Origin of the sequence: Nostoc sp., from assembly GCF_041747015.1 — a bacterium.
Classification (GTDB): Bacteria; Cyanobacteriota; Cyanobacteriia; order Cyanobacteriales; family Nostocaceae; genus Nostoc.
The window spans coordinates 1-26878 of sequence record NZ_JBGTFY010000406.1; the positions used below are offsets into that span (position 1 = coordinate 1).

General features: G+C 43.3%; 23 protein-coding genes and 1 tRNA gene. 12 read left to right on the forward strand and 12 right to left on the reverse strand.

The annotated features are described in order from the left end of the window. Nucleotides 1-466 precede the first annotated feature (466 nt). Nucleotides 467-1006 (forward strand): Dps family protein, encoded by a 540-nt coding sequence (locus tag ACEW80_RS31755; protein ID WP_373530425.1) that lies wholly within the window; start codon nucleotides 467-469, stop codon nucleotides 1004-1006. Nucleotides 1007-1309: 303 nt separating this feature from the next. After that, nucleotides 1310-2077, forward strand: a complete 768-nt coding sequence (locus ACEW80_RS31760) for a ChaB family protein (protein ID WP_373530426.1) — start codon at nucleotides 1310-1312, stop codon at nucleotides 2075-2077. 131 nt (nucleotides 2078-2208) lie between these two features. On the opposite strand, the gene ACEW80_RS31765 is transcribed toward ACEW80_RS31760, so the two are convergent. The 3 genes from ACEW80_RS31765 to ACEW80_RS31775 form a co-directional block, all read right to left on the reverse strand. Next, nucleotides 2209-2601, reverse strand: coding sequence for a TIGR02588 family protein (locus ACEW80_RS31765; protein ID WP_373530427.1), 393 nt, complete (start codon nucleotides 2599-2601; stop codon nucleotides 2209-2211). Next, entirely contained in the window at nucleotides 2598-3485 is an 888-nt protein-coding gene (locus ACEW80_RS31770) for a TIGR02587 family membrane protein (protein WP_373530428.1), read from the reverse strand. The genes ACEW80_RS31765 and ACEW80_RS31770 overlap by 4 nt, the downstream gene beginning before the upstream one ends. 239 nt (nucleotides 3486-3724) lie before the next feature. Beyond that, a complete protein-coding gene (locus ACEW80_RS31775; RefSeq protein ID WP_373530429.1) occupies nucleotides 3725-4912 on the reverse strand; it encodes a M20 family metallopeptidase in 1188 nt (395 codons plus the stop codon). A 146-nt stretch (nucleotides 4913-5058) separates the two neighbouring features. On the opposite strand from ACEW80_RS31775, the gene ACEW80_RS31780 reads away from it, so the two are divergent. After that, on the forward strand, nucleotides 5059-5559 hold the full coding sequence (locus ACEW80_RS31780; RefSeq protein ID WP_373530430.1) for a GNAT family N-acetyltransferase: 501 nt from the start codon (nucleotides 5059-5061) through the stop codon (nucleotides 5557-5559). Between the two features lie 33 nt (nucleotides 5560-5592). Here ACEW80_RS31780 and ACEW80_RS31785 read toward each other — a convergent pair whose 3' ends face one another. From ACEW80_RS31785 to ACEW80_RS31805, 5 genes are all read right to left on the reverse strand, one after another. Further along, on the reverse strand, nucleotides 5593-6156 hold the full coding sequence (locus ACEW80_RS31785) for a pentapeptide repeat-containing protein (RefSeq protein WP_373530431.1): 564 nt from the start codon (nucleotides 6154-6156) through the stop codon (nucleotides 5593-5595). Between the two features lie 420 nt (nucleotides 6157-6576). Further along, nucleotides 6577-6894, reverse strand: a complete 318-nt coding sequence (locus ACEW80_RS31790) for a type II toxin-antitoxin system RelE/ParE family toxin (RefSeq protein WP_373530432.1) — start codon at nucleotides 6892-6894, stop codon at nucleotides 6577-6579. Continuing rightward, the gene (locus ACEW80_RS31795; RefSeq protein WP_373530433.1) at nucleotides 6891-7139 is read right to left on the reverse strand and encodes a prevent-host-death family protein; all 249 of its coding nucleotides are present in this window, start codon (nucleotides 7137-7139) and stop codon (nucleotides 6891-6893) included. The genes ACEW80_RS31790 and ACEW80_RS31795 overlap by 4 nt, the downstream gene beginning before the upstream one ends. Nucleotides 7140-7271: 132 nt before the next feature. After that, complete coding sequence (locus ACEW80_RS31800) at nucleotides 7272-7430, reverse strand: hypothetical protein (protein WP_373530434.1); 159 nt, start codon at nucleotides 7428-7430, stop codon at nucleotides 7272-7274. An 84-nt stretch (nucleotides 7431-7514) separates the two neighbouring features. After that, a complete protein-coding gene (locus ACEW80_RS31805; RefSeq protein WP_373530435.1) occupies nucleotides 7515-9275 on the reverse strand; it encodes a serine/threonine protein kinase in 1761 nt (586 codons plus the stop codon). Between the two features lie 629 nt (nucleotides 9276-9904). Between ACEW80_RS31805 and ACEW80_RS31810 the strand changes: the two genes are divergently transcribed. The 4 genes from ACEW80_RS31810 to ACEW80_RS31825 all read left to right on the forward strand — a co-directional run bounded on the left by ACEW80_RS31810 (nucleotide 9905) and on the right by ACEW80_RS31825 (nucleotide 15737). Further along, a complete protein-coding gene (locus ACEW80_RS31810; protein ID WP_373530436.1) occupies nucleotides 9905-12049 on the forward strand; it encodes a pentapeptide repeat-containing protein in 2145 nt (714 codons plus the stop codon). 179 nt (nucleotides 12050-12228) lie between these two features. Next, nucleotides 12229-13770: a C-3',4' desaturase CrtD gene (gene crtD / locus ACEW80_RS31815; protein ID WP_373530437.1), complete on the forward strand. Its 1542-nt coding sequence runs from the start codon at nucleotides 12229-12231 to the stop codon at nucleotides 13768-13770. A gap of 150 nt (nucleotides 13771-13920) precedes the next feature. After that, on the forward strand, nucleotides 13921-15027 hold the full coding sequence (locus tag ACEW80_RS31820) for a saccharopine dehydrogenase family protein (RefSeq protein WP_373530438.1): 1107 nt from the start codon (nucleotides 13921-13923) through the stop codon (nucleotides 15025-15027). Nucleotides 15028-15347: 320 nt separating this feature from the next. Further along, nucleotides 15348-15737, forward strand: a complete 390-nt coding sequence (locus ACEW80_RS31825) for a hypothetical protein (RefSeq protein WP_373530439.1) — start codon at nucleotides 15348-15350, stop codon at nucleotides 15735-15737. 59 nt (nucleotides 15738-15796) lie between these two features. Here ACEW80_RS31825 and ACEW80_RS31830 read toward each other — a convergent pair whose 3' ends face one another. Beyond that, the gene (locus ACEW80_RS31830) at nucleotides 15797-17095 is read right to left on the reverse strand and encodes a cation:proton antiporter (protein WP_373530440.1); all 1299 of its coding nucleotides are present in this window, start codon (nucleotides 17093-17095) and stop codon (nucleotides 15797-15799) included. Between the two features lie 109 nt (nucleotides 17096-17204). Between ACEW80_RS31830 and ACEW80_RS31835 the strand changes: the two genes are divergently transcribed. Then, nucleotides 17205-17351: a hypothetical protein gene (locus ACEW80_RS31835; protein ID WP_373530441.1), complete on the forward strand. Its 147-nt coding sequence runs from the start codon at nucleotides 17205-17207 to the stop codon at nucleotides 17349-17351. An 88-nt stretch (nucleotides 17352-17439) separates the two neighbouring features. On the opposite strand, the gene ACEW80_RS31840 is transcribed toward ACEW80_RS31835, so the two are convergent. Next, nucleotides 17440-17513: transfer RNA gene (locus ACEW80_RS31840), tRNA-Pro, on the reverse strand. A 136-nt stretch (nucleotides 17514-17649) separates the two neighbouring features. Here ACEW80_RS31840 and lipA point away from each other — a divergent pair. The 4 genes from lipA to ACEW80_RS31860 all read left to right on the forward strand — a co-directional run bounded on the left by lipA (nucleotide 17650) and on the right by ACEW80_RS31860 (nucleotide 22547). Continuing rightward, nucleotides 17650-18528, forward strand: a complete 879-nt coding sequence (lipA, locus tag ACEW80_RS31845; RefSeq protein WP_373530442.1) for a lipoyl synthase — start codon at nucleotides 17650-17652, stop codon at nucleotides 18526-18528. 50 nt (nucleotides 18529-18578) lie between these two features. Beyond that, the gene (locus ACEW80_RS31850) at nucleotides 18579-19529 is read left to right on the forward strand and encodes an NAD(P)H-dependent glycerol-3-phosphate dehydrogenase (protein ID WP_373530443.1); all 951 of its coding nucleotides are present in this window, start codon (nucleotides 18579-18581) and stop codon (nucleotides 19527-19529) included. Between the two features lie 565 nt (nucleotides 19530-20094). Continuing rightward, nucleotides 20095-21345 carry an RNA polymerase sigma factor SigC gene (gene sigC / locus ACEW80_RS31855; protein WP_373530444.1) on the forward strand — a complete coding sequence of 417 codons (1251 nt, stop codon included), beginning with the start codon at nucleotides 20095-20097 and terminating at the stop codon, nucleotides 21343-21345. 746 nt (nucleotides 21346-22091) lie between these two features. After that, on the forward strand, nucleotides 22092-22547 hold the full coding sequence (locus ACEW80_RS31860) for a transcriptional repressor (RefSeq protein WP_334997093.1): 456 nt from the start codon (nucleotides 22092-22094) through the stop codon (nucleotides 22545-22547). A 130-nt stretch (nucleotides 22548-22677) separates the two neighbouring features. On the opposite strand, the gene ACEW80_RS31865 is transcribed toward ACEW80_RS31860, so the two are convergent. After that, entirely contained in the window at nucleotides 22678-23817 is a 1140-nt protein-coding gene (locus ACEW80_RS31865) for a peptidoglycan-binding protein (RefSeq protein WP_373530445.1), read from the reverse strand. A 9-nt stretch (nucleotides 23818-23826) separates the two neighbouring features. Beyond that, a partial coding sequence (gene cobN, locus ACEW80_RS31870; RefSeq protein ID WP_373530446.1) for a cobaltochelatase subunit CobN occupies nucleotides 23827-26878 on the reverse strand: 3052 nt, incomplete at its 5' end.

The window sequence follows — 26878 nt, forward strand, 5'->3', positions numbered from 1 at the left end:
AGATTTTGTACTTCGCTTCCCCAGAGAATCAAGACTTAGGTGTGGTTAAATACCTCCGAAAGCCAGTCTCAAAGCTAGATTTATCGCCTTTTCCTGCACCCTCTTGACAAATGTGCAATTATCTTAACCTCTCACTGATGACCCATTACTAATTAGTAGGCGTAGCATAGTTGCGTGATGATTTATCTCACGCAGGGACGCCCAGATGCAGAGAGGATTAGGAGTTTTGCATTTCAATAGATAAAATTTCATCCCTAGATTCAGTAATACCCTTTATGGTTGGATCTGAAAAAAATCAATAAAGTTCGCTAATTAGTAGATTATTGGTTTGATACTACCTATTAAGGCTTAGGTATAATCACGAATGTAATAAATATTTTAAACTTACAATATTTCCTTTGGTTGATGTGGATGATGTTGGAAATTTGAGAAGTTAGTAAATAAGTTTGCTTATGGATGGAAAACAATGCGTGCGATAAACATTGGTTTGACGGAAGAACAGCGTCAAGGTGTGATTAATCTGTTAAATCAAGATTTGGCAGATGCCTATCTACTGTTGGTGAAAACCAAAAAGTATCACTGGGATGTCGTCGGTCCTCAGTTCCGCTCTTTACACCAGCTTTGGGAAGAACACTACCAAAAGCTAACTCTAAACATTGATGCCTTGGCAGAGCGGGTTCGTACTTTGGGCGGTTTCCCAATTGGCACAATGGAAGGATTTCTCAAGATTGCTACCCTCAAAGAACAAGCTGGTAATGTTCCTACAGCAACGGGCATGGTAGCTAATCTAGTGGATGATCACGAGCAGGTTATTCGTAATTTAAGAGACCATGTAGATAAGTCTGGTGAAGAATTCCACGATCAAGGAACTGCTGACTTTTTAACTGGACTGTTAGAAGAGCATGAGCAGATAGCTTGGATGCTACGTTCGTTTATTGAAGGGGAAGCATTAGACCCAGATGGTAGAAAGCCAGCATCAGAGGCTAAGACACCTGTAGGTGTGTAACTTTTGAAAAAGAAGTCAGAAGTCAGAATGGGCTAATCGCCCCGCTATCGCTAACAGGAGTCAGAATCAAGACGCACGCGGACTTGCTATCAGTGGGGGATTCAGACCCGCTACCGCTACGCTATCCGCCACTAGTACAGAATTCAGAATGAATTCTGACTCCTGAATTCTGTTTGATAACGTCTGATTTGAAGACAGCAGTCTGTGAAACCAGTTGAGGGAGGATTGATTCCTGCCTCAATTGGCGTAAAAGAATTAATTTGCCTGCATCTACCTAAACAACATAGTCCAAGGGGTATTTAAGTGCCAGAAGTATATAAAGCAGAACGTACTATATCTGCTGTATTCAAAGAACAGAAGCAAATTGATGATGTGATTCGACGTTTGCTAGATAGGGGTGTGCCTAAAGATCATATTTCGGTCATGGGCAGAAACTTTCAGTCGGAAACGAGAATCGCTGGCTTTATTACTAAAAAGGATGTGATTTTGGGAGGTTTGAGAACAGGGGCGATTTTTGGTTCCTTGTTTGGTTCCTTCCTCAGCTTGCTTACGGGTGTAGGCTTACTGTTTATTCCTTTTGTCGGCTCAATTGTGGCAGCAGGACCCATAGGTGCAGTGCTGCTGGGGGCTGCCAGTGGTGCGATCGCAGGTAGTGCAGGTGCAGGTTTAGTGTCGGTTCTGACTACTTTGGGGATGCCAGAAGATAAAGCGACTATCTACCAAACCCGCTTACAAGCTGGCGAGTTTTTAACAATGATAGAAGTTCCAAGCGATCGCACTGGCGAATTTCAATTACTGCTCGAAAGTGCTGGTGCCGAAGAAATTCACACAATTGAAAAAACTCTGGCTCGTTCTTGTTCAGGACAGTGCAACAGTCCAGAAGATTTGTCTCCTGAGGTTCGTGCTCATCTTTCTCAAGAAGCTCAAAATACATTCATTGAGCGCTATAACGTTGTATTAAATGAGAGAAGTGACGAGTTTACGGCTGAACAATCCGCCTGGGAGTCTGTTCATCAGCAATATGAGGAAGATGAAAACGGCGTTTGGTCAAAAGCTAAAGTTCAAGCTTAAACTACTGCGCGTCAGCAATTATAATTTTTGGGCGTTGTTGGTAACTAGTAATGAGTGATACAGCCTCAATACAAGACGCGGTGGGAGCGTACAACTAGCTGTGCGTCCCCACTAAACAGATATATTCTTTACTATGGCAATTTATAGCTACCAACACGCAGATTTAACTCACCTTGCCGTGGATTCTGGCTGAATATAAATGCGCCTTCTTCACTTTCGCCACTAGATAAAAAGTCGATTTGTTGCTCTCCTGATTCTGCAACTTTGCCGTTAATCAACAACTCAGCCATAATCTGAACTGACTCAGCTGTGTCTCCTCCGGTGTTTACGACTTCAAAGGGAACATAAAACTGTCCATCAATTTCCCGAATAGTTTCTTTTTTAGTGACAGAAAGAATGGGAGGTTGATTTTTTTCGTTTATCCAAGTGTAGCTAACTAGACTAACAATGAATGCCAAGATGAGGGAGGCGATGCTGAATGTTACCCACTCAGCAATGGAGCGTGATTGTTCTGTTTTAGTCATATTGCTAATCTTCCGGCTGCACCACCAATAGTTGCAGGTAATCCTAGTATCAATGTGTGATCTAACCACATTGTCCAAGGGTCACTAAAAGTTAACTTTTGAAAGAACCACAGCATAAAAGCGCCTGCTAGCAGTGACACTAGATAGGACACAATAGTTTCACTCAATGGTTGTTGGAAAATTCCCTTTTGCTGTTTGCGCTTTTGCTGGTCAGAAAAGCCTGCCTGAAATACAATGCCATAAGAAATTAGCAAAGATGTGGCGATCATTGCCAACTGCCAAGGTGGCGAGGCTGCGGCTGCTAACATGGGAATTTCATCCGTTGGAGCGATGTTAAATGCAATTATGGTTGCACCAATTAGGGTTCCACCGACATCGGCGAAGGTGGCGTGTAATTCATTCCCTTTGTTCTTGGTTGTGTTGTTTTCCTGATCGGTTGCTTGTTCATCTGTATTATTGTTTCTAGTATCTCCCAAAAGCTGGTTAGCTAATGCTACACCAAGAGCAAAGGGTACACTTTCAAAAATGATTTTTCCTAAAGATTCCTTTAAGGAAGTTTCTGGCGTCAACTCTCGCAATAGTAGCAGCACAAAGGCAGAGCAAACTAGTCCGATTGCGATCGCTTCTACAGTATCTATTGCGGCTTGATAAGCTAATCCGCTATATTTGCGTTTCCGAAAGCCTTCTGTCTGATTGAGCAACCAAACCACAATAAACATCAATGCGATCGCCATGATCATCAGTTGTGGTTTTACCAATGAGCCAATCCACCAAACCTCCATTGTGTACAGCAAGGGGATGCCAAATAAAAAACCTCCACAAGCACCCCGAATGATGTCATTAATCTCGCTACTCCACACATTTTTCTGACGCTTTGTTGCCACTCCTTTACTGCCCTTTTATTTAATATCTACTTTAATTTAGTTAATATCAATTAATTATGGTAGATATCTCATAAAATGGTGTTACCACCTTTAAATAATATTATTTTTTTAATATATATAAATTTTATTTATAATATGTTTACATTAACGAAAGATTGTACATATTAAGCAGTTTGGCAAGGTGGTACAGTTAGCTTGCCGAACTGCTCAGTGACCACGCGAACAATTTTGAATTGTTATTAGCTCTGGGGTGATTGACAATATTTATAAGCGGCATAAGCCATAGTCACAACCCCGGTGATAATAGCAGATTCATCGACTTCAAATTGGGGATGATGTAATGGGTGGTTAATAAGTCTTTCCTTGTAGCCTACACCCAAGCGAAACATGGAACCAGGGGCGTGTTCCAAATAGATAGAAAAATCTTCAGCACCAAGGGAAGGTTCGGGTAATACTTGAACGCGATCGCTACTCCAAGCTTCTTCTGCGGCTGATTGCAATAATTGCGTCAGGGCATAATCATTTTGGACACTGGGTACGCCTTGGCGATAATTGACTTGATAGCTTGCCCCGTAAGTACAGCAGATATTAGCTACAATATTTTCAATCCACTTCGGAAGATGGGCACGAGTTTCGGGATGGAGCGATCGCACAGTTCCCAATAACTGCACTTTATCAGCTATTATATTCGGCGCTCTGCCACCATTAATCTTCCCTATGCTCAGGACTACAGGACGCAAGGGATTCTGCGTCCGGCTGATAGCCTGTTGCAGTCCGGTAATCACTTGAGAAGCAATCCAAATCGCATCAATCGCCTCATGGGGACGTGCCCCATGCCCAGATTCTCCCATAATCAGAATCTCTAAATCATCAGCGGCGGCTGTCAATGCCCCGTAACGCACGCCTATGGAACCTGCGGGTATAGAAGGGAAAACATGAACCCCTAATAAAGCCGAGACGCTTTCCATTGCCCCATCTTTCACCATCCAGTTTGCTCCTTGGGCAATTTCCTCGGCTGGCTGAAATAAAAACCGCACTTTACCACCCAACTCATCTGCCACTTGGGACAGTATCATCGCTGTTCCTAACCCGACTGTGGCGTGGACATCGTGACCGCAAGCGTGCATAATACCCTCTGCACGAGAGGCATACTCCAAATCGGTGCGTTCTTGAATTGGCAAGGCATCCATATCGGTGCGAATTGCTAATAAACGGTCATTTTGGTTAGTACCTTGCAGTTCTCCAATGACACCTGTTTTGCCAACTCCTTCTTGCACATGCAGACCACTCGAAGATAGAACACCAGCCACGAAGGCTGCTGTTTGGTACTCCTGACCGCTGAGTTCTGGGTGAGAGTGGATGTGGCGGCGAATTTCAATTAAGCGTGGCGCTAGTTTTGTTGCTAAGTCTTTAATACGGGTAAGCATCGATTCAATTAATCTACAGGCTTTTTTCCCATGATAAAGAACTGTTAACAAAGAAAATGCTTTTGCTAGACAAGGATAGTTGAGAAGAAGCAGAGGAAGAATTAATAGACCTCTTGCAAAACTATTTTATGGTATAGTAATAAACTTTGACTTTAACTTGCTCTACCGAAATGCAAATTGAACCATACGACCCTCGTCAACTTGATGCCATTATTTGTCTTTCCCTTCGGGCATGGACTCCAGTCTTTGATTCGATTCAGAAAGCAATGGACTTTGACGTGTACCGGGAATTCTATCCCGATTGGCGTATAAGTCAGCAAAAGGCTGTCGAGGAGGTCTGTGTGGCAACGGACACAAAGGTGTGGATTGCGATCGACTCTGGTTCAACCGTGGGCTTTGTAGCCGTGAAACTCCACTCGGAGAGCAGCTTAGGAGAAATATACATGATCGCCGTCGATCCAGACTATCAACGTCGAGGCATTGGCATCGCTCTCACGGAATTCGCTCTAGATTGGATGAAAGTTGCTGGGATGTCCGTTGCTATGGTCGAAACCGGAGGCGATCCTGGCCATGCCCCGGCACGTTGTACCTATGAAAAGCTGGGTTTCAGGCTCTTCGCGATCGCCAGGTATTTCAAGAAGTTGTAGGTGCAAAGGGTTTAAAATGCCCCATGCCCCAGTTTATTTTGTGTAGCAGGTTGTGCCTGAGGTGTTTTCAGGTTTGAACTCGTTACATTCTCTGGTATTTACACGCTCTAATGACCAGCCATAGGGTTTGTCCGATGTGACGACACCATTAGCCAGAGTTGTTAATCGGAAGTTAGCTCCTCGAAAATTAGTAAACTGTAACTTGGCATTTTTTAAGTTTGCTGCTTCCAAATTGGCGCTGATGAAACCAGCATAAGACAGATCGGCATTTTCTAAGGATGCTGATTTTAAATTTGCACCTGTTAAGGAAGCGCCACTAAGATTTGCCGAATTCAGAATTGCACCTTCTAGATTTGCACCAGTCAGATCGGCATTCGTGAGATTAGCTTCAGATAATGTAACACCGCTTAAGTTAGCCCCTCGTAAATTTGCTCCAGTTAGATTCACTTGAGTTAGGTCAGCACTACTCAAATCGCACCGGGGACAGGCACTTGTTGCCTTCAACTGATCCAAATCTTGCTGATTTAATGCAAGGGTCTGCTCTGCAAACCCGAAACAAGCTAACAAGGCGACGGTAGCAACAATCTTAAGTTTCATATTTTTTAGAGATATTTACAAGGATGACAAGTGATTTACATTGCCTACTGTCATACTTACATATACGCCTTCCCTAACGAACAATAGGTATGAAGCATTGATTAAGAAGCTGTAAAAATACTATAAACTCTGATAATAATACTATTCAAACTAAAATATAGGCTATACAATCGAATCGTAAGCAACTATACCGAACCTCTTATAGACTACTACTTATCTGATCCCCCTAGCTCGATGAAAATACGACTAGGGGGATCTTGTTTTTAGGTATTGGATTAACAATAAAGGCAGAGGACAGGAGGGATTTATCCCAATATCAGCAATTCTCAATTTAGGAAAACTTCCCCAAAATGCGTTCACGGAGTGACTCTGAAAGAGTATCACTTTTTTTGACTCTTGACTTTTGTAAGGCGCGATCGCCTACTGTGCATCAGGTTCAATAGGCGCTTGACGACTGTGGCGGACATGAATAATAGCTACAACATCCTCCTCAACCACAAACAATACTCGATATTGTCTACGTTTACCGACGAAGAGTTGACGAGTTTCTCGCCCAATCGCTTGTGCTTCGGGCGCTATTAAGCATCGTTTGGGAAACAGTTGCAGGGAGGCAATCTCATCTTGCAGGTCGTAATACCATTGATTAGCAGTTTCAGCATCTAGGTTGTCACACATCCAACGGTAAATGTTTTCTATGTCTTGAAACCCAGTTGGCTGAAGTAAAACCTGATAAGTCATGGGCGAGGGGGAATCTGGAGTCGATGACGCAGTTCCTCTAAGGCTTGAGTAGCGGGAAGTCCTTCACCGCGATCAAACTCGGCTAATCCCTGCCGAAGACTGATAATGGTTTCCAAAGTGTCCAGTTCAAGTTCAGCAGATTGAATCGGATGCGCTTTGAGAAATTGCAAAAATTGCAGCACTGGTAGCAAGAGTTCATCGGACGTGTTTGCTAGTTCCTCGAATAAGAGTTCGCGTGTCGTCATGATGCGATCGCCCTTTCTAAAAGTTGTTCTCAGTATACCAATCGCACTTTTCCTCGATCAACGCGATCGCTGATCGCATTTGGTAAAATAGAGCAAGAGCGATCGCTCATGATGCCAGCACTTCATCTAAATTCACGATGAATAAGTCTGTCGCTGTTCGTATTTGTCGGTCATTGGTGAGAAAATATCAGTAATATAATAGGCATCTTTAACTGCTGTTCCTGCGGTATCTTTAGTAGCTGCGATCGCACCAGCACCCAAAGCAGCAATAATCATAGAAATAGGTTCCATAGTTAATCCCCAATTATTTGTATCTAACAGCTAAAATAGCAGGACTTACGCAAGTCCTAAATATAGGAATCCCTCCTTCCTCTTTCATCGCCACCCCAAAAGACGTAATCCAGGGACAATTAGGTAGTAACTGACTCCTAGCCAGAAGCTGATAAAAAAGCCCACAGAACCAAAAAAAATCAGAGGTAACTGTAACTCTGACCAGGCTGGTTGACTAGAAAATTGCAAGATCGGAGGTGCTAACCTTAAAAGAATCAAAACTGCATAGCCGATCGCACTACCAAAGGCAGCGAACACAGCATAGACTATATGATGGCTGCGAAGTCCTAAACTCAAAGTGAGTAGGGAAACTGCAACTAAAATCACTGCCACTAAGCCCTCGCCACTACCTTTTGGTGTGATTAATTGCAAAATCAACCAGCCGAAGCTATAGCTAATCATCCCCATCAGCGACGCTACTAAAAACCGCCGCCGTTGACCAAAACATCCTGATACTGTTAGTCCCCAAGCGGTTCCCCAACCTGCGGCGACAAACACCAAAATATCTGCCCCGAAGACAAGTTGAGTATTTGGCACTAATTCGTTTAGCTGATTTAAAATAAGTTCCACAACCCGACGCCCTAAGCTTGTGCGATAGGCCAAAATAAAACCAGCGATCGCCCCAAAACAAGCGCCGATACTGGTCAGTATGATCGCCCAAATTGTCGCCAAACAAGCTTGGATAATTTTGATAATTGCCTTGGCAATGAAAATAATGGTTTTGTTTACAGCTTGGCTAAAGTTAGCTAAAGCTTGTTCAATGGCTAACTTTAGCAGTGTAAAGTTGTGGAACGTTTGCGTTGAAACTTGCTTAACCTTGTCCCGCAGTTGAGAAAACAACCCTGGCGACGGTAATGGTTGAGAAATCTTCGCCAAACGTTTTTGAATCATAACTGCATTTGCCGGACGCGATCGCACATCTTCCTGCACCATCTCATCTAGTAAATCTGCTAATTGTGGGTTGACATTGATCGTAGTTCGCCAGCGCAACTTCCCAGTCTGCTGATCTTCCAACTCTAACGGATACTTACCTGTTAGTAGTTCAATCATCGTTCGACCAAGGGCATAAAAATCGGCATTTGGCGCAACAATACCTCCAATCACTTGTTCTGGTGGGCTGTAGCCAGAAGAAAATAACCGGGTGGAACTAGATTGAGAACGTAGCTTTGAGGCGCTGAATTGTTTTGCTCCGCCAAAATCAATTAGTACCAAGCGATCGCCCTTTATTTCCCCTTCAACCGGGGGTACAATTGGCGAAGAAATGCCCAGCATTAAATTAGAAGGTTTGATGTCCCGGTGAATAATCTGACGTTTGTGTAATTCCTGTAAAATCTGTATAGCTTGGGCGAACCAGTTTAAAACCAAATCTTCTGGACATCCTTGCGGATACTTTTTTAATATTTCCTCTAAAGTCCGCCCGTTGATTTTTTCCATTATCAAACAAGGCAGTTGGTGCGGTTTGGGACTGAACAAATTTATATGAAAATATCCATCAGCCTCAACTATGGGGACACCCGGATGCTGTAAGCTGCATAAAACCGCCGCCTCTTGGGTAAATAATTCTAGTGCCTTTGGTGAAACTTCTACCAATACTTTCAGCACTTTCTCTGTTTGAGTTTTTTCATCCCAAACCGTGTAGATTTGAGCAAATCCTCCCGAACCCAATGGCTGAAGTGGCACATAGCGGTCTAACAGCTGGAGCGGTGCGCCACAGCTGTTACAAAATTTGTTTCCCCAAGGTTGAGGATAAGGACGTTGACAATCAGGATTTATGCAGTGAACCGCACTCTGAGTGATGTGGGACACAACCGCTACAATACAAAGGCTGACTTGATTTTAGCGTTTCTTGAAGTTTCCTGATTTTAAAAAAAGTTAGTGCTTAGTAATTCTCTTACTTTCCCAGCCCCTCAGCCTAGCCCTGTCAAGGTGATATGTCAATACTTTTCGGTTAAGATGCACAATCCTTAATGATCCCCCTTAGTCCACGCCAGTCGCTCATGGGGGAAACCCCTAAGATCGCGCTGGCTCCCCTTAAAAAGGGGGAAATAGAGCCGTTTTTAGCCCTTTTTAAGGGGGGTTGGGGGGATCAAGTCTTATCCGAACCGTATTGAGTCCCGTCGTGAGAGATACCACTCCCATAAGTTCGGGAACCACTCCCGTCACGAGTTAGACCGCTCCCATAAGTTCGGGAACCACTCCCGTTACAACTTAGACCGCTACAGTTGCAATATTGATAACTACAGCTTAAATATGGTGACATCAACCTCAATATTGCTGATGATAACTTCAGCGTTCAAAGGTAAGGATGCACAGTTATGCTCTCATACCGCGTGTTGCATCCAAAATTTTTGTATTTTCTTTATTTTGCCAAAATACGGAATATTGCCCAGCAAACTTGTATAAAATCTTAGTAAAAATCTCTTGCTGACGCGATTATGCCGCCATACTACTCCGGTCAAAATCTGCAAGGTCGCTCTTTTAAAGGTCAAAACCTGACTGGGGTTAACTTTAGCAAGGCGGATATTAAAGGAGCAAATTTCACCAACGCGATTCTTAAAGATGCTGATTTCACAGGTGCTAAAGCTGGACTACAAAAGCGTTGGACTATTGGATTGCTCACAGTATCATTGCTGCTGTCGGGACTATCAGGGTTTTTCTCACTCTTTGTTGGTGCATTGGTAGCATATTTGTTTACCACGGACACCAAAAAGACTGTAGTTTTCATTGCGGCGATAGTTTGCCTAATTGTGATACTGATTTTTTGTATTATTACCATTCGTAAGAGCTTAACAGCAGGTTTCGTAGCCGGAGCCTTCGCCGTAGCCGGAGTCTTCGCCGTAGCCGGAGTCTTCGCCGTAGCCTTCGCCGTAGCCGGAGCCGGAGTCTTCGCCGTAGCCGGAGACGTAACCTTCGCCTTCGCCGTAGCCGTAGCCGGAGTCTTCGCCGTAGCCTTCGCCTTCGCTTTCGCCGTAGCCGGAGCCTTCGCCTTCGCCGGAGCCTTCGCCGGAGCCTTCGCCGTAGCCGGAGCCGTAGCCGGAGCCGTAACTGTAGCCGGAGCCTTCGCCGTAGCCGTAGCCGTAGCCGTAGCCGTAACTGGAGCCGTAACTGGAGCCGGAGCCGGAGCCGGAGCCGTAACTGGAGCCGGAGCCTTTACATTATTTAACGCTTACGTTGCCTGGCGTAGTCTAACGGGAAATGAAAAAGATGCTTGGATTCGCTCATTTGCTCTTGCCTTTGCTGCAACAGGTGGTACAAGTTTTCGTAATGCTGATTTAACTGATGCTGATTTTACTGGTGCAATTCTAAGAAATACAGATTTTAGAAAGGCCAACCTAACACGCACTCGTTTTTATGAAGCTAAAAAACTTGACTTTGCTAGAGTAGACTACCCGACATTGACTAACCAAGCTATTCTCAATTTATTAGTAACTGGCAATGGTCGAGGAAAATCTTATGCTGGTTCTAACTTAAAAGGCGCAAACCTCATCGGTGCAGATTTAAAAGAAGCAAACCTAAAAGATGCTGATATTACAGAAGCCACTTTCCAAGGCGCTTGTTTAGAGCGGACAAACCTAACTCTAGCTCAAGCTGTAGGTACTAACTTCACCAGCGCTCAAATGACTGGTGCTTGTATAGAAGCGTGGAATATTGAAAGTACAACTAAGTTAGATAATGTAGATTGTCGCTTTATCTATCTTCTTGAAAACCCCAAGCCTGGAACTGATGACCGCGAACGCTGTCCCAGTAGTGGCGACTTTCAACCAGGAGAATTTACTAAGCTATTTGAAAACGTCTTAAATACTGTTGATTTCATTTTCCACAATGGCATTGACTGGAAAGCTTTTGTTAACGCCTTCCAAACAGTGCAAGACAAAAATGAAGGCACAGAATTAGCTCTACAGAGTATTGAAAATAAAGGTGATGGGGTAGTAGTCGTTAAAGTTGCCGTACCTGTTGATGCTGATAAAGAAAAGATTCATAGCGATTTTACGCAAAGTTATCAACTAGCATTGCAAGCTGTAGAAGAAAGATATAAAGCACAATTACAAGCTAAAGATGAGCAGATAGTTATCTATCGCCAACAAAGTGGAGAGATGACAGAGATTGTAAGATTATTAGCAAATAAGCAGATTAATGTTCAAGTTGACAACAAAGTAGAGAATAAAAATATGACTAACAGCAATGATTCCAACCGCAATATTAATGTCGGCAGAGATTTTAATGCAACCGGAACAATTAATTTAGGTGAAATCAGTGGTGCGGTAACAAATACCATCAATGAGTTACCTGCATCTCCCGAACTTGATAAACCGGGAATTAAGGAACTGTTGACGCAATTGCAAGCAGCGATCGCATCTGATACAAACTTACCACAAGAAGATAAAGCTGAGGCATTAGAACAAGTGAAAGCTTTAGCAGAAGCCGGGAAAAGTCCCCAAGAAGGTGCAGTGCAGAAGACGGCGAAAACGGCTATAAAGATTTTAAAAGGAACGATCGCTAGTTTACCCAGTGCTACAAAGTTGGTTGAACAGTGCAGCAATCTATTGCCGTTAATTTCAACTTTTCTCGGTTTAGGGTAATCCATCTGCAATAGACTTTGACCTCTCTCCTAAAAGGAGCTACGGAATTACCCCCCTTAATCCCCCCTTATAAAGGGGGGAAACAGGAATGAATCTAGTTCCCTCTCCTTTCTAAGGGGAGGGTTAGGGTGGGGTAAAATTATAAGTAAAAATATTAAGAAATTTAAAGAAACTAATCAATGTCCAGCATTTCTCTTGACAAAAGTAACTCTCATGTCGTCGTTATCGGTGCAGGAATAGGTGGACTGACTGCCGGGGCATTATTAGCTCATAGAGGTTACAGCGTCATCATCCTAGACCAAGCCCTTGTTCCTGGAGGCTGTGCTTCGACCTTTAAACGCCAAGGATTTACCTTTGATGTGGGAGCAACTCAGGTAGCGGGGTTGGAATCAGGGGGAATTCACCACCGGATTTTCTCAGAATTGTCAATCGATTTACCAGAAGCAACGCCTTGTGATCCGGCTTGTGCAGTATATTTGCCTGGGGAAAATACACCAATTAATGTTTGGCGTGACCAAGAAAAATGGCGAGAGGAACGGCAAAAACAGTTTCCTGGTAGCGAACCATTTTGGCAATTGATGGCAACTTTATTTAATGCCAGTTGGGAATTTCAAGGACGCAATCCGGTGCTACCACCGCGTAATTTATGGGATTTATGGCAGCTAACGCAAGCAATGCGTCTTAGTACATTAATTACCGTACCCTTTACATTATTTACGGTAGGAGACGCTTTACGGTTATGTGGACTGGGAAATAACCAACGACTGAGAACATTTTTGGATTTGCAACTGAAGTTGTATTCCCAAGTCAGTGCGGAGGAAACAGCATTACTTTATGCAGCTACAGCGTTGAGTGTATCCCAACTGCCCCAAGGATTGTTTCACCTCCAAGGTAGTATGCAAGTATTAAGCGATCGCCTCGTACAATCCTTAGAAAGAGACGGTGGTAAACTATTGATGCGCCACACAGTAGAAGAAATCAAAGTAGAAAACGGCAAAGCCAATGCTGTAGTGATTAGAAATCAGAAAACTGGCGAAGTGTGGACAGAAGCAGCAGACCATATAGTTAGCAACGTCACCGTACAAAACTTGGTGCAGTTATTGGGAGAACAAGCGCCATCTGGTTATAAAAAACGGGTAGAAAAACTACCCCAAGCATCGGGTGCATTTGTGGTTTATTTGGGTGTAGATGCCAGTGCGATTCCGCTAGGATGTCCACCCCACCTCCAATTTATGTATGATGCTGATGGACTAATTGGCGAGAATAATTCCCTGTTTGTTTCCGTCAGTCATCCTGGAGACGGGCGCGCCCCGGAGGGTAAAGCGACAATTATCGCTTCTTCCTTTGTCAATCCGACAGCGTGGTGGCAGACTGATAATTATGAAGAACTCAAACAAAAATATACCCAAGAAGCGATCGCACATCTTGCCCAATACTTCTATCTCAAACCAGAAACTATTATTCACGTAGAAGCCGCAACACCCCGCACCTTTGCCTATTTTACAGGCCGCGATCGCGGTATAGTTGGGGGCATTGGTCAAAGAATACCCACCTTTGGCCCCTTTGGGTTTGCCAATCGTACACCCATCGATCATTTGTGGTTAGTTGGTGACTCCACCCACCCAGGCGAAGGCACTGCTGGGGTGAGTTATTCGGCACTAACGGTAGTCAGACAAATTGAGGCGCATTTGAAGGTTTGTAGTAAGCACTTTAGTGCTTAAAAAATAAGGACTGAAGTCCTGACTACGAACTTGTTTACAACTATTTAGATAGAGCAGAAATTTTATTAAATGCCATAAGTCATCCTTGTAACCGATGGCAAACACAACAGAAAACTGATGAAATAAGGTTAGTATTGCTAATCTGGAGTAATGACAGACAGCGTTTTAATTCTTGGAGGACGGGGGCGGATTGGTAGTAGTGTTGCCCACGATCTAGCTACCCACACCCAGGCAAAAATTACGATTACTGGACGTTCTGCGGAGTTTGGGAAGGCTGTCGCCTTGTCTTCGGGGGGGCAAGTGCAGTTTTTAGTATTGGACTTGGCAGAAGTTGACAAACTGCGAGATGCGATCGCCAACTCTAATTTAGTCGTCCACTGTGCCGGGCCATTTCACTATCGAGATACTAATGTTCTCGAAACCTGTATTGCTCAAGGCGTTAATTATATAGATGTCAGCGATCATCGTTCCTATACCAGAAAGGCTATCAATTATCATGAACAAGCTGCTGCTGCTGGTGTGACGGCAATTATTAATACTGGCATTTTTCCTGGTATTTCTAACAGCATGGTACGTCAGGGTGTTGAACAATTAGATAAGCCAGAAAAGATCCATTTAAGTTATTTGGTTTCTGGTTCTGGTGGTGCTGGCATTACAGTGATGCGGACAACATTTCTGGGATTGCAGTATCCTTTTGAGGCTTGGATAAATGGAAAATGGGAGATAGTCAAGCCTTATAGTGAAAGGGAAGTAGTTGAGTTTCCCTCTCCATACAAACGCAGCGGAGTTTACTGGTTTGATATGCCAGAAACCTTTACACTACCCAACGCCTTCCCATCAGTAAAAACTGTAATTACCAAGTTTGGCTCGATTCCAGATTTTTACAATCATCTAACTTGGATTGCGGCACATATTTTTCCTAAATGGTTAATGCAGCGTCGTTACATGATTGAATTTCTGTCTCATGTCAGCCATTCGATGACAGATGTCACCAATAATTTTAGTGGGATTGGGGTAGCAGTTCGTTCAGAAGTTACCGGGCAAAAAAATGGTGAAACAGCCGTTTATTGTTCTACTGTATTGCATGAAAATACAGCGATCGCTTCTGGTTGCGGCACGGGTAGTATTGCCCAATTATTGCTAGAAGGTAAACTCAATAAACCAGGGGTTTTTCCTGTAGAAGAAGCACTACCAACAAATCTATTTGAAGATATAATGCAAAGCCGAGGAATTAAAATTAATCACACTTGGTTATAGTTGAAGAAGAATTCAGAAGTCAGGAGTTAGAATTCAGGAGTTAGAAGTCAGCATTCAGGAGTTAGAATCAAGATGCTCTCTGCGAGACGCTACGCGTAGCTTGCTTCTCCGAAGGAGTATGGCAAGCTCATTAACCATCGCAGAAAATTCTTATCTGTTTTCTGACTCCTGACTCCTAAATTCTGTTTCAATAAAAATTAATATACCCTACGGTAGAAGGAATAACTGTACCTAAACATTTACGATGCCTGTGAGTATTTGTTATCGAATCTATTTATACATAACAAAGGCTCATAAGAAAAAATTAGGAGAGTTTTTCCATGCAAAAAATTCTATTAACTTTAAAACAAGCGTTACGTTCAAGCATTTTGGTAGTTGGCTTGATGGTTTTCATCAGCTTGTCAAGTTCGTTTATCTTCGTTCAGCAAGCTAGTTATGCAACTACTCTTGAAGAATTAAAGTTAGTACCTCCAGAGTTTAAACCAAATTCCGAAGAACAAATCAATCGTGCTAACGAATATGATCCAGGTATTGGCGTTCAAGAAGAAGAACGACAAGAAGCTTATGAGCAAGCAATAAAAGATGGAGAAAGCCTTAACACTATGGAGAAGGCTTACGAAAGAAATTTAAAAGCTGAGGAAGCACAAAATCCTCAAGAAAGTTTAGCTGAAAAAGCGAAAGAAGTTATTGGAAAGGTAACAGGTAAATAGTTAAGAAAATTAAATTGTAGGATGTGTTATCGCAGCGTAGCGCACCCTACATTTTTAGTTTATTCAAATTCATCAATTGTGGCGCGAGGACTAGCATTTCTCTGATTAGCAAGATTGCGCTCATACCACTTCATTAAGGGAGTTGCACTAATTCCATGCACAATCACAGAAACCACAATAGTAGTGTAAGTTATCCACGCAATTTGTTCGGCTACTTCACCTTTTAAACCATTACCAAAAGCATAGGCGAGATAGTATAAAGAGCCAACACCGCGAATCCCAAACCATCCAAATAACCAACGAGTTCCTGGATGCAAGGTTCGGCGGTGTGAGTCTAGAGAACGTTTACCTATTGTGCTAATCCAAACTCCTACAGGCCGAATGATGAAGAATAATAAAATTATTACTAACAAAGATTGTCCAGCATAATTTAGCATCGGCTGAAATAACAATATTGAACCCAATAATAAAATTGTTCCAACTTCCAGTAGCTTTTCAATTCGCTCAATAAATTCCAATTGTGCCAGTGGTTTTTCAGGATTTCTGTAACTGCGTTGGACAACTAACCCAGCAACAAATACTGCAAGAAACCCATAGCCATTAACTATTTCTGTTAAGGAATAACTTAGTAAAATTGTGCTGATAGCAACAAAGTCTTCCATCAACTCATTAGCAGGACGGCCTTTGGCAAGTCTTTGTTCAATCCAAACTATTGATTTGGCAACAATAACTCCCATAACTATACCAGCAGCGATCGCCCAAATTAAATCAACCAAAACCCACTCCTGAAACCAGTCGCTCCAGTTGTCATCTTTTAGCGCATGAATGCCAAAATAAACGAAGGGAAAAGCTAAAGCATCATTTAATCCACCTTCAGAAGTTAAGCCAAAGCGCAACTCATCTTGATCGTTAGTATCAGTTAGTTGTACTTCTGATGCTAATACTGGATCTGTAGGTGCGAGAATTGCTCCCAATAAAATTGCTTCTCCCCAACTCATTCCTAAAAACAATTTACCCACAGCAGCCAGGGCAAAAATTGAAATTGGCATCAGAAATCCAATTAATCGCGCCGTAATATCCCAAACCCCTAACCTGAGAGGACGAACAATTTTTAAGCCGCAGCCAAACACAGAGATAATTACTACAAGCTCTGTTAATCTCTTCAGCAATTCGGCGTTGAAAACTTCATCTCGACGTAATTGAATCAATCCTAAGCCATAAGGGCCTAGCAAAATCCCAACTACTAGATAAATAATGGCAAAGGAAAGAGGTAAGCGAGAAATCCAACCTGACCCTAATGTGACCATCAGCAAAAGTAGACCAATCACAAATAGGTTAATAATATAGATATCTACCATATAAGAAAGTATATAAAAATTAGGTGTTTCTTTGTTAGCTTAGTTGTAATAGCTTCTTGTGAGAAATTACCTATGGATAGATAAATGCTTCAGCACTGATAATAAAAAATTGAATATATCCAATTTAGCGGATGGCAATATTTTTGAGATTTTAGCCGCTAGTACACAAGCCCAAACGATTGAACTACTACCCCAACGACTCAAGTCAACCTTCAACATTCTTGTACAAACCTTAATCACCACTCCTAAAACTTAGGATAGTCTGATGCGTGACAAAACTCCAGCTTTCAAGATGGACGAGGTTTAATTTGCGAATTGCGACATATAATTTGCGAATGTACAAATCGGGATGACTGGATTTGAACCAGCGGCCCCTTCGTCCCGAACGAAGTGCGCTACCAAGCTGCGCTACATCCCGCCAAAAAAATGGCATTCTAAAATTAGAATATCACAACCTGGTCTAAAAGACAGAATTACATCTATATATGATCACTTCATCAAAGGCTTTGCTTGCTACGATTAAATTTGTATAACTTTATTGGTAAAAGCGGATTGTGACTGTAAAACCAGACTGGTTGCGGGTGAAAGCACCTGGGCGTGAGCGCATCGGTAACGTCAAAGAAATTTTGCGGGATTTAGCCCTCAATACAGTTTGTGAGGAAGCATCTTGTCCGAATATTGGTGAATGCTTCAATGCTGGGACTGCCACGTTTTTGATTATGGGACCAGCTTGTACACGCGCTTGTCCCTACTGCGATATTGATTTTGAGAAAAAACCCAAACCACTAGACGCTACGGAACCGACACGACTAGCGTCAGCTGTTCGCCGCATGAAACTAAATCATGTGGTAATCACTTCTGTAAACCGAGATGACTTGCTTGATGGTGGTGCATCTCAGTTTGTCGCGTGTATTCATGAAGTTCGCTCAGTCTCACCCAAAACCACAATTGAGGTGCTAATTCCTGACTTGTGCGGTAATTGGGATGCTCTAGAGATAATTTTACAAGCTGCGCCAGAGGTATTAAACCACAATACGGAAACTGTTCCCCGCTTATATCGCCGGGTGCGTCCCCAAGGAAACTACGATCGCACATTAGAATTATTGCAGCGAACTCGCCAACTTCTCAAGAGCACATACACTAAATCCGGCATCATGGTTGGACTCGGTGAAACTGATACAGAAATCCGCCAAGTCATGCAAGACTTACGAACTGTGGATTGCGACATTTTGACAATCGGGCAATACCTCCAACCCAGTCAAAAACACTTGCAAGTAAATGAATTTGTCAACCCCGAACAATTTGCTGCTTGGAAGGCATTCGGCGAAGAAATCGGATTTTTACAAGTTGTTTCTTCACCGTTGACAAGAAGCTCATATCATGCAGAAAAAGTCAGGGAATTAATGGAACGTTACCCCCGCAGCCAATTTTAGATTGGCGAGTGAAGAAATGGAGAAATAGGGAGACTTTTGACTCTTGAGTAATGACTAATCCAAAATCCGAAATTCAAAATTCAAAATCTGTAGCAATTCTGGGTGCAGGTGCTTGGGGTGCATCTCTAGCAAATCTAGCAACGGCGAATGGTCATGAGGTGCGTGTCTGGTCGCGTCAAGGTTCCCAAACTCTCCAAACAGTGCTGCAAGATGTCCAAATAGTCTTGTCTGCTATCTCAATGATTGGTGTGAGAGATGTTGCTTACCAAGTCCAGTCTTTCCCCCTTTCTTTAGAGACAATTTTTGTCACGGCGACGAAAGGCTTAGACCCCCAAAGCACCTGCACGCCGTCGCAAATTTGGCAAACAGTATTCCCTAACCATGCAGTAGTTGTTTTGTCAGGGCCTAATTTATCGAAAGAAATTCAGCTAGAATTACCAGCAGCTACGGTGGTAGCGAGTAATATTCCCACGGCTGCGGAAGCAGTGCAGTTAGTATTTTCTTCTCATCGTTTCCGGGTATATACCAATCCCGATCCATTGGGGGTGGAACTGGGAGGAACACTAAAAAATGTCATTGCGATCGCATCTGGGGTGTGCGATGGTTTACAACTAGGAACCAATGCCAAAGCTGCTTTAGTCACCCGTGGACTTACAGAAATGGTTCGCATCGGTAACGACTGGGGTGCAAAGACAGAAACATTTTATGGTTTATCGGGTCTAGGAGATTTGTTAGCAACCTGCAATAGTCCCTTAAGTCGCAATTACCAAGTTGGCTACCAGCTAGCTGGTGGTAAGACACTTACAGAAACTCTCGCAAATTTACAGGGAACTGCTGAGGGAGTGAACACTTGTCGGGTTTTGATGCAACGAGCCAAGCAACAAAACATTACTCTCCCAATTACCGAGCAAGTTTATCGGCTACTTCAAGGTGAAATCACACCCCGACAAGCACTTGATGAACTGATGCTGCGAGATATTAAGCCAGAGTACAACTATTAGTTAGTAGTCTGTCAATAAATAATTGAGAGGTGTAGATTGTTCGTAGGTTGCGCTGTCTTCGCTAAAGCATAAACTACGAGCCGCTCAAACTGGATAGCATTTTGCCATTAATACTAATCACTTCCTCGTTATCTATTAGTTAAACTTATTACTAAATAATCCTGAGAAAAAATTGGTAAATCGTCAGGATATTACTTTCATAGCCATGTAAATGTGACTATGCCAATTATAAACATGATATTCAGTGATGTATCTTTATACCGTGTTACAAAAATAACTATCAAGAACCATCAAGGTTGAAATGTTAACTAAGTAGTTGAAATATTGAAAGCCTAGCTGCGGATTTGAACAGCTATTGGTTCAATCAAAAATTTAGCAGCCGATTAAGTTCAGTAATACTGTATCCAATAAAACCATTACAGTTAATTTCTAAAAAAAATTGTAATGGAACCTTTAACCGTGTTAGTTCATCGTAAATCACGGGAACAATAGCAACAGTTGAATAGCTGACCGTAATTCTAAGCTGACCGTAATCTATTGTTACCTGGAGCCATTGAGACGCTTTATGCCAGCAACATCTTTTTATGCGGATGCCGCCTACAATACCAGAAAGTCCCGCCAGGTTTTGGACTCGGATCTCACGGGTGATGAGACTGAGTTATCGGTAGATGATCTACACGAGCTGGAGATGGCTTCTGCTGACCATGCTAACTTTGCAGCTAACACTAACCGTCGTAGTACAGACCTAGTACGTCTATATCTTCAGGAAATTGGTCGGGTTCGGTTGTTAGGGCGAGATGAAGAGGTTTCAGAAGCTCAAAAAGTTCAGCGCTACTTGCGGATGCGGATAGTCCTTGCTAACGCCGCAAAGCTTGGGGATGAAGTGATCATGCCCTATCTCCAGTTAGTTGAAGTTCAAGAGCGTTTGACTTCCGAACTAGGACATCGCCCATCTTTGGAAAGGTGGGCTGCCACTGCTGGTATAATTTTATCGGATCTTAGGCCGACTTTGGCAGATGGCAAACGTCGCTGGGCTGAAATCGCCAAGTTGACAGTAGAAGAATTGGAACAAGTTCAGTCCCAAGGACTCCAGGCCAAAGAACACATGATCAAGGCTAATCTTCGCCTGGTCGTGTCTGTTGCTAAAAAGTATCAAAATCGCGGTTTGGAATTGTTGGATTTAGTCCAAGAAGGCACATTAGGTTTGGAGCGGGCTGTAGAAAAGTTTGACCCAACTAAGGGTTATCGCTTTAGTACCTATGCCTACTGGTGGATTCGTCAGGGAATTACAAGAGCGATCGCAACTTCTAGTCGCACAATCCGCCTACCTGTACATATTACCGAAAAGTTAAACAAAATCAAGAAAGCCCAGCGCAAAATTGCTCAAGAAAAAGGTCGCACTCCGACTTTAGAAGATTTAGCTACTGAGTTAGAGATGACACCTACTCAAGTACGAGAAGTTTTGTTACGGGTTCCTCGCTCTATTTCTTTAGAAACGAAGGTAGGCAAGGATAAAGATACTGAGTTAGGCGAATTACTGGAGACTGACAGCGTAACTCCAGAAGAGATGTTAATGCGAGAATCTTTACAAAGAGACTTGCATCATCTTCTATCAGATTTAACTAGTCGGGAGCGCGACGTAATTTTGATGCGGTTTGGTTTGGCAGATGGTCATCCTTACTCTTTAGCGGAAATTGGACGCGCTCTTGATTTATCGCGGGAACGAGTCCGACAAATAGAATCCAAGGCATTGCAAAAGCTGCGTCAACCAAAGCGCCGCAACCTCATCCGCGACTATTTGGAGTCTCTAACTTAACGTGAGTTCGACGAACCTCTCTCTGCCTTCAACTAAAGTTTAAGTCTGTCCCTTTCCGAGTCGGAGAGGGACGATTTTGCTTAGTAAAACCTCTTAGAGGTCTTTTGATTCAGTTAATTAGGCGGACACTATATAAGCCAATATGGTTTAGTTAAGAAAAATAGTAGGTTGGGTTGAGCAACAGCGAAACCCAACAAATGGTTAATAATGTTGGGTTTCGTTCCTCAAACGCCACTTGCTTCAAGTCGGCAGAGCCGCCCAATGCAGTGGCTCCCCAACCTACACCAGTTTTAGTTTTTAGCCTTAACCCAAGCGTATTGCTATATGAGCCGTCGAACTCACATTAAGTTAGTCATTTGTCATTAGAAAACTGTACTTGACAAATGCCTAGAGATAAAGGACTGATTTGACCCCGATACCAAAGGCCTCTTAGAAACTTATAGCAAATAATTTGCATTTAGTTGTACAAGAGTTTCCCCAAACCTTTGCTCAGATATCTTGAAGATGGGGATCAACTAAGCAATTCAAAATTCACTCATTCAAAATTTCAAATCAAAAGATGCAATTGTGGCAAGCATCCTGACCATTAACTATATGCAAATTAAATATACAGCTGATTTTTGATTAAGATTTAATAAATTTTTGTTTAGCATTTAGTAAAGATTGTCAATAAGCAGTGATTGTTGCAAATCGCTCCAAATATTTGTTATATTCTCAATTAACGAGCTTTGTTGAGAAATATTAATATGACTGTCTACACAACTACTTCACTTAAGGCAGAACTGAACGAACGAGGTTGGCGTTTAACTCCCCAGCGCGAGACAATTCTACACATTTTTCAAGAACTTCCGCAAGGTGAACATCTGAGTGCGGAGGATCTTTATCATCGGCTAGAAACTGATGGTGAAGGGATCAGTCTGTCAACTATTTATCGGACTTTGAAGTTGATGGCAAGAATGGGACTTTTACGGGAATTAGAGCTAGGCGAGGGACATAAGCATTATGAGATCAACCAGCCCTATCCCCATCATCACCATCACCTAATTTGTGTTAGATGCAACTCAACTATTGAGTTTAAAAATGACTCAATTTTAAAAATTGGGGCGAAAACCGCTCAAAAAGAGGGCTTTCACCTACTTGACTGTCAAATGACCATCCATGCAGTGTGTCCCAAGTGCCAACGCGCACTGATGCCGCTTTAGCACTTGGTTCGATAATTAAGTGAAACTACTCAAATTAACCAATAAATGCAATTTTGAGCAGTTCGTAATTTGCTGTTAATGGAGGCAAGTAAGCCGTTGGGGACTGATGGTAACAAAACCAAAGCGGATGCTAAAAGCGTCCGCTTTTTAGATCCTTGAGACTGATGCCGTAGAATTCCTGGGCTTGTTTAATCGCTTTTTTGGTGTCATCTGCCATCACACCGTTCAGCTTGCCTTTATAAAAACCCCGTTCCCGTAGTCGCGTTTGGATTTCTAGGGTATTAAATTCGCTTTTGCTAGCAGTATTAACTGAGCCATATAACTTAGATCGGGTAGTTGGGCCAGCAACGCCACTTGCTGATAAGAAATTAGCTGCCTGAAATCTCCGTACAGCATCGGCAGTGTAGGGGCCATAGTAGCCATTTGGCTCTCCCTCTAAATATCCTGCCTGGATCAATTGTTCTTGAATAATTCTAACTGGCTCACCGCGATCGCCAATGCGGAGTTTATTTCGATTGACTACCTTTTTGGGAGCCTCTTCTCCATCACCAATGCCAACTACTGGCAATTTACCTAATGTTGCTGGACCGACAATGCCATCAACGTCTAATTTATAAGAATCTTGGAACCGCTTGACAGCTTCTTCGGTAATCGGGCCAAATATCCCAGTGGCGTTTCCGTAATAGAAGCCTGCGACTCTTAACCGTTCTTGTAAAACCCTGACATCTCCACCTTCATCCCCCTTCGCAAGGTAGTTGGAATTGCGGCGCTGGGTGGTTGCTGAACTAGCTGAATTAGTAGTACTGGGCTTTTTAGCTTGTGTAGTCGCAGCGCTGGTTTTTTTAGTTTGTATTGTCGTAGCACTGGGCTTTTTGCCTTGCCAGCTTTCTAGTTTTTGCAGGGTGCTTGCTCCAACAATGCCATCCACTCGTAAACCAGCAGATCTTTGGAAGCGCCGCACAGCGTCTTCTGTGGATACATCATAGATTTGAGTGACACCAGCTTGGTAAAAACCTGCTGCTTTCAACTGTTGTTGGAGATTTCTGACAGAAGGGCCTCGATCGCCTTTTTCCAGTGCCATGACGCTGCTGAGGGCGCCAAGAATAGACAAAGACAGAGCCAGGGGCAACATATACTTCCAAGCCCTACCAGAAAGCCGTTTCCAGTCTGGTGCAGCTGCGTCCTTAAACAAAGAACTGAGGGAGACCAATTCACTGGGTGTGCTGTCTTCGTAGGCGAAAGCTAGATGCAAATACGCAAGATTTTCCATATTTGTTTCTTACACCGTTGATTTTTCTTCGATAACTGCTTCAGCTTGATGTACTAGGTTTCTTAAAGTCTCTAATGTTCCTATATTTACATCCTCCCACAAATTGCGCTTGTGTGCTTCTAATAATCTTTCAGCAATATCACGCAGAGCATAAGGGTTCTTTTCTTGAATAAATTCCGAGACAACAGGATCGAGCAAATAAGCCTCTACTATGCCTTGATACATATAATCTTCGACACATTTAGCTGTGGCATCGTAGGCGAATAAAAAATCTACCGTCGCTGCCATTTCAAAGGCGCCTTTGTAACCGTGGCGCATGACTCCGGCAATCCACTTGGGATTAACTACGCGAGAACGATACACCCTTGCGATTTCTTCTTTTAGTTGACGGACTCGTGGTTGGGCGGGTATGGAATTATCACCAAAATAAGTTTGAGGATTTTTCCCCTGTAGAGAACGCACCGCCGCTGTTAAGCCACCCTGGAATTGGTAGTAATCATCAGAATCGAGCAGGTCATGTTCACGGTTGTCTTGATTATGCAGGACAACTTGCATTTTCGCCAAGCGTTGCTCAAAAGCTTCGGGGTTGGAGACTGGGGATGATGGAGATGTTACTGTTGCTTCCTCTGCGCCGTTTCCTGAAGAGTAGGCGTAAGAACTCCAGTTGATGTAGGCGCGAGCTAAATCTTCGTCATCTGTCCAGTTTTGCGATTCAATTAAACCTTGAAGTCCGGCACCATAAGCACCTGGACGAGAGCCAAAGATGCGATAGCCCGATCGCACCACTGCTTCTTCTAAACTTAAACCTTGGCTTGTCCACAAATCAGTTTCTTGGCGAACTGTATCTGCAAGGGGGTTTTGTTCTGGCGGTTCATCTAAGTTTGCAACTGCTGATACTGCTTGAGCGAATAAGTCAATTAAGTTGGGAAAAGCATCCCGGAAGAATCCCGAAATTCGCAAGGTGACATCTACACGGGGACGCCCCAAAATCGCTAGGGGCAAAATTTCAAAATCCACGACTCGCCGCGCTGCACCATCCCACACAGGTTGGACTCCGAGTAAAGCCAAGGCTTCGGCTATATCATCACCGCCTGTTCTCATGGTGGCAGTTCCCCACATTGATAAACCTAGTGTTTTGGGATACTCACCATGCTCTTGAGTGTAATATTCTACTAAGGTTTCGGCGGCTTTTCTACCGATATCCCAAGCTGTTTCTGTGGGAATGGCGCGAATATCGACAGAATAAAAGTTTCTCCCTGTTGGTAGAACTTCCGGGCGGCCGCGGGTGGGTGCGCCAGATGGTGCACTTGGGACATAACCGCCATCAAGTCCGTGTAATAAGTAAGTAATTTCTTGATGGGTTTGTTGTAAAGCTGGAAGTAAGCGATCGCTTATCCACTCTAAAACAGTGCTGAGTGAAGAGTGCTGAGTGCTGAGTGAGGAGTTAGGAGTTAGGAGTTGTTCTACTAAAAGGGCGGCGTCTTCTTCTAGGACTTCGACGATATCACCGAGGGTACGGCATTCTGTGCCATTGACTATCGACCATTGGCCACTACTCATTGACAAATCTGCTGTGAGGGGGTCGAAGTCTAAACCCCAATCTTGAGCTATGGCACGGGTAATACCTGAAGAATAGCGATTGGGTATGCGAGCGATCGCTACTATTAAATCTCGTAGCTGTCGTCCTTGGGGACATTGCCCAAAAATGTGCAACCCATCGCGGATTTGAGCTTCTTTCAATTCACAAAGATAGCCGCCGATAGAATTCAAAATTAGAGATTCCGAATCAAAAATTTCTGTTTGATTTTGGATTCCCAAATCTAAATGGAGATTTTCTTTAATTACCAGTTCGCGGATGCGATCGCGAATCATTGGCAAACGGGAAGGATCTAGACTGTCCGCTTCATAATACTCATCAATTAAATTTTCTAACTGTTGCAAAGAACCGTAGAGTTCGGCGCGAGTCATTGGCGGCGTTAGATGATCTATAATCACCGCCTGAGCGCGACGTTTAGCTTGGGAACCTTCACCAGGATCATTCACAATAAACGGATATAAGTGGGGAAGTGCGCCGAAAGCTACTTCTGGATAACAATTACTCGATAAAGCCACACTTTTACCCGGTAGCCATTCGAGATTTCCGTGTTTTCCTACATGAACCACAGCATCAGCACCAAAGCATTCTCTTACCCAATAATAGAAAGCTAAATAATCATGGGTTGGTTCTAAATCCGGCGCATGATAATTCAAACTGGGGTCATTATCATAACCCCTTGCTGGCTGAATTCCCACAAAAACGTTGCCGAGTTGAATTCCAGAAACGGGCATTAGGCTTTGATTGTTCTCATGCCCCACTCCCCACCTTTCACTAATACCTTGCTGCACTGCTGGCGGCAAAGATGCAAAATACTGTTGATAGTCTTCCCAAGAGACACTTTGCTGTACTGAACGCCATTCTCTACCTTCGGGATCATTGGTTACGCCATCTGTCAGGCGTTGAATCAACTCGTCTCCTTGAGCAGGTGGATTTTCTACTTGATAACCAGCCAGATGTAAAGCTTGCAGGATTTCTACACAACTAGCTGGGGTGTCTAGTCCCACACCATTAGCAAGGCGGCCATTTCGGTTGGGGTAGTTTGCCAAAATTAGGGCAATTCGCCGCTCTTGGGGTGGTTTAGAACCCAGACGCGCCCAATTTGCTGCTAGTTTAGCAACGAACTCGATGCGATCGCTCACTGGTTCATAAATTACCACATCTGTCTCTAAATGAGGATTACGAGTTTGCACTGCTTTAAAAGACACTGCACGAGTAATAATCCGCCCATCTACTTCTGGTAGTGCCACATTCATCCCAATATCACGGGGAGAAAGCCCTTGAAACTGTGACTCCCACTGCTCAATTGAACCGCCACTCAGGATTACCTGCAACACAGGCACATCTAATTTTTGCCACAAGTCGGTTTGGGGTGTTTCGCTTTCCAAACGTGCTAGAGAAAAACTGGTGGTATTTAGCAGCACAGCTATTGACTCGCCTTCTTTGGGTTGAAAAAATTCACTCAAC

What these genes read in the sequence shown, in the direction of transcription:
- ACEW80_RS31755 (WP_373530425.1), top strand. Translation starts at nt 467, where the DNA reads ATGCGTGCGATAAACATTGGTTTGACGGAAGAACAGCGTCAAGGTGTG.
- ACEW80_RS31765 (WP_373530427.1), bottom strand. Translation starts at nt 2,601, where the DNA reads ATGACTAAAACAGAACAATCACGCTCCATTGCTGAGTGGGTAACATTC.
- ACEW80_RS31775 (WP_373530429.1), bottom strand. Translation starts at nt 4,912, where the DNA reads ATGCTTACCCGTATTAAAGACTTAGCAACAAAACTAGCGCCACGCTTA.
- ACEW80_RS31785 (WP_373530431.1), bottom strand. Translation starts at nt 6,156, where the DNA reads ATGAAACTTAAGATTGTTGCTACCGTCGCCTTGTTAGCTTGTTTCGGG.
- ACEW80_RS31790 (WP_373530432.1), bottom strand. Translation starts at nt 6,894, where the DNA reads ATGACTTATCAGGTTTTACTTCAGCCAACTGGGTTTCAAGACATAGAA.
- ACEW80_RS31795 (WP_373530433.1), bottom strand. Translation starts at nt 7,139, where the DNA reads ATGACGACACGCGAACTCTTATTCGAGGAACTAGCAAACACGTCCGAT.
- ACEW80_RS31800 (WP_373530434.1), bottom strand. Translation starts at nt 7,430, where the DNA reads ATGGAACCTATTTCTATGATTATTGCTGCTTTGGGTGCTGGTGCGATC.
- ACEW80_RS31810 (WP_373530436.1), top strand. Translation starts at nt 9,905, where the DNA reads ATGCCGCCATACTACTCCGGTCAAAATCTGCAAGGTCGCTCTTTTAAA.
- crtD (WP_373530437.1), top strand. Translation starts at nt 12,229, where the DNA reads ATGTCCAGCATTTCTCTTGACAAAAGTAACTCTCATGTCGTCGTTATC.
- ACEW80_RS31820 (WP_373530438.1), top strand. Translation starts at nt 13,921, where the DNA reads ATGACAGACAGCGTTTTAATTCTTGGAGGACGGGGGCGGATTGGTAGT.
- ACEW80_RS31825 (WP_373530439.1), top strand. Translation starts at nt 15,348, where the DNA reads ATGCAAAAAATTCTATTAACTTTAAAACAAGCGTTACGTTCAAGCATT.
- ACEW80_RS31830 (WP_373530440.1), bottom strand. Translation starts at nt 17,095, where the DNA reads ATGGTAGATATCTATATTATTAACCTATTTGTGATTGGTCTACTTTTG.
- ACEW80_RS31850 (WP_373530443.1), top strand. Translation starts at nt 18,579, where the DNA reads ATGACTAATCCAAAATCCGAAATTCAAAATTCAAAATCTGTAGCAATT.
- sigC (WP_373530444.1), top strand. Translation starts at nt 20,095, where the DNA reads ATGCCAGCAACATCTTTTTATGCGGATGCCGCCTACAATACCAGAAAG.
- ACEW80_RS31860 (WP_334997093.1), top strand. Translation starts at nt 22,092, where the DNA reads ATGACTGTCTACACAACTACTTCACTTAAGGCAGAACTGAACGAACGA.
- ACEW80_RS31865 (WP_373530445.1), bottom strand. Translation starts at nt 23,817, where the DNA reads ATGGAAAATCTTGCGTATTTGCATCTAGCTTTCGCCTACGAAGACAGC.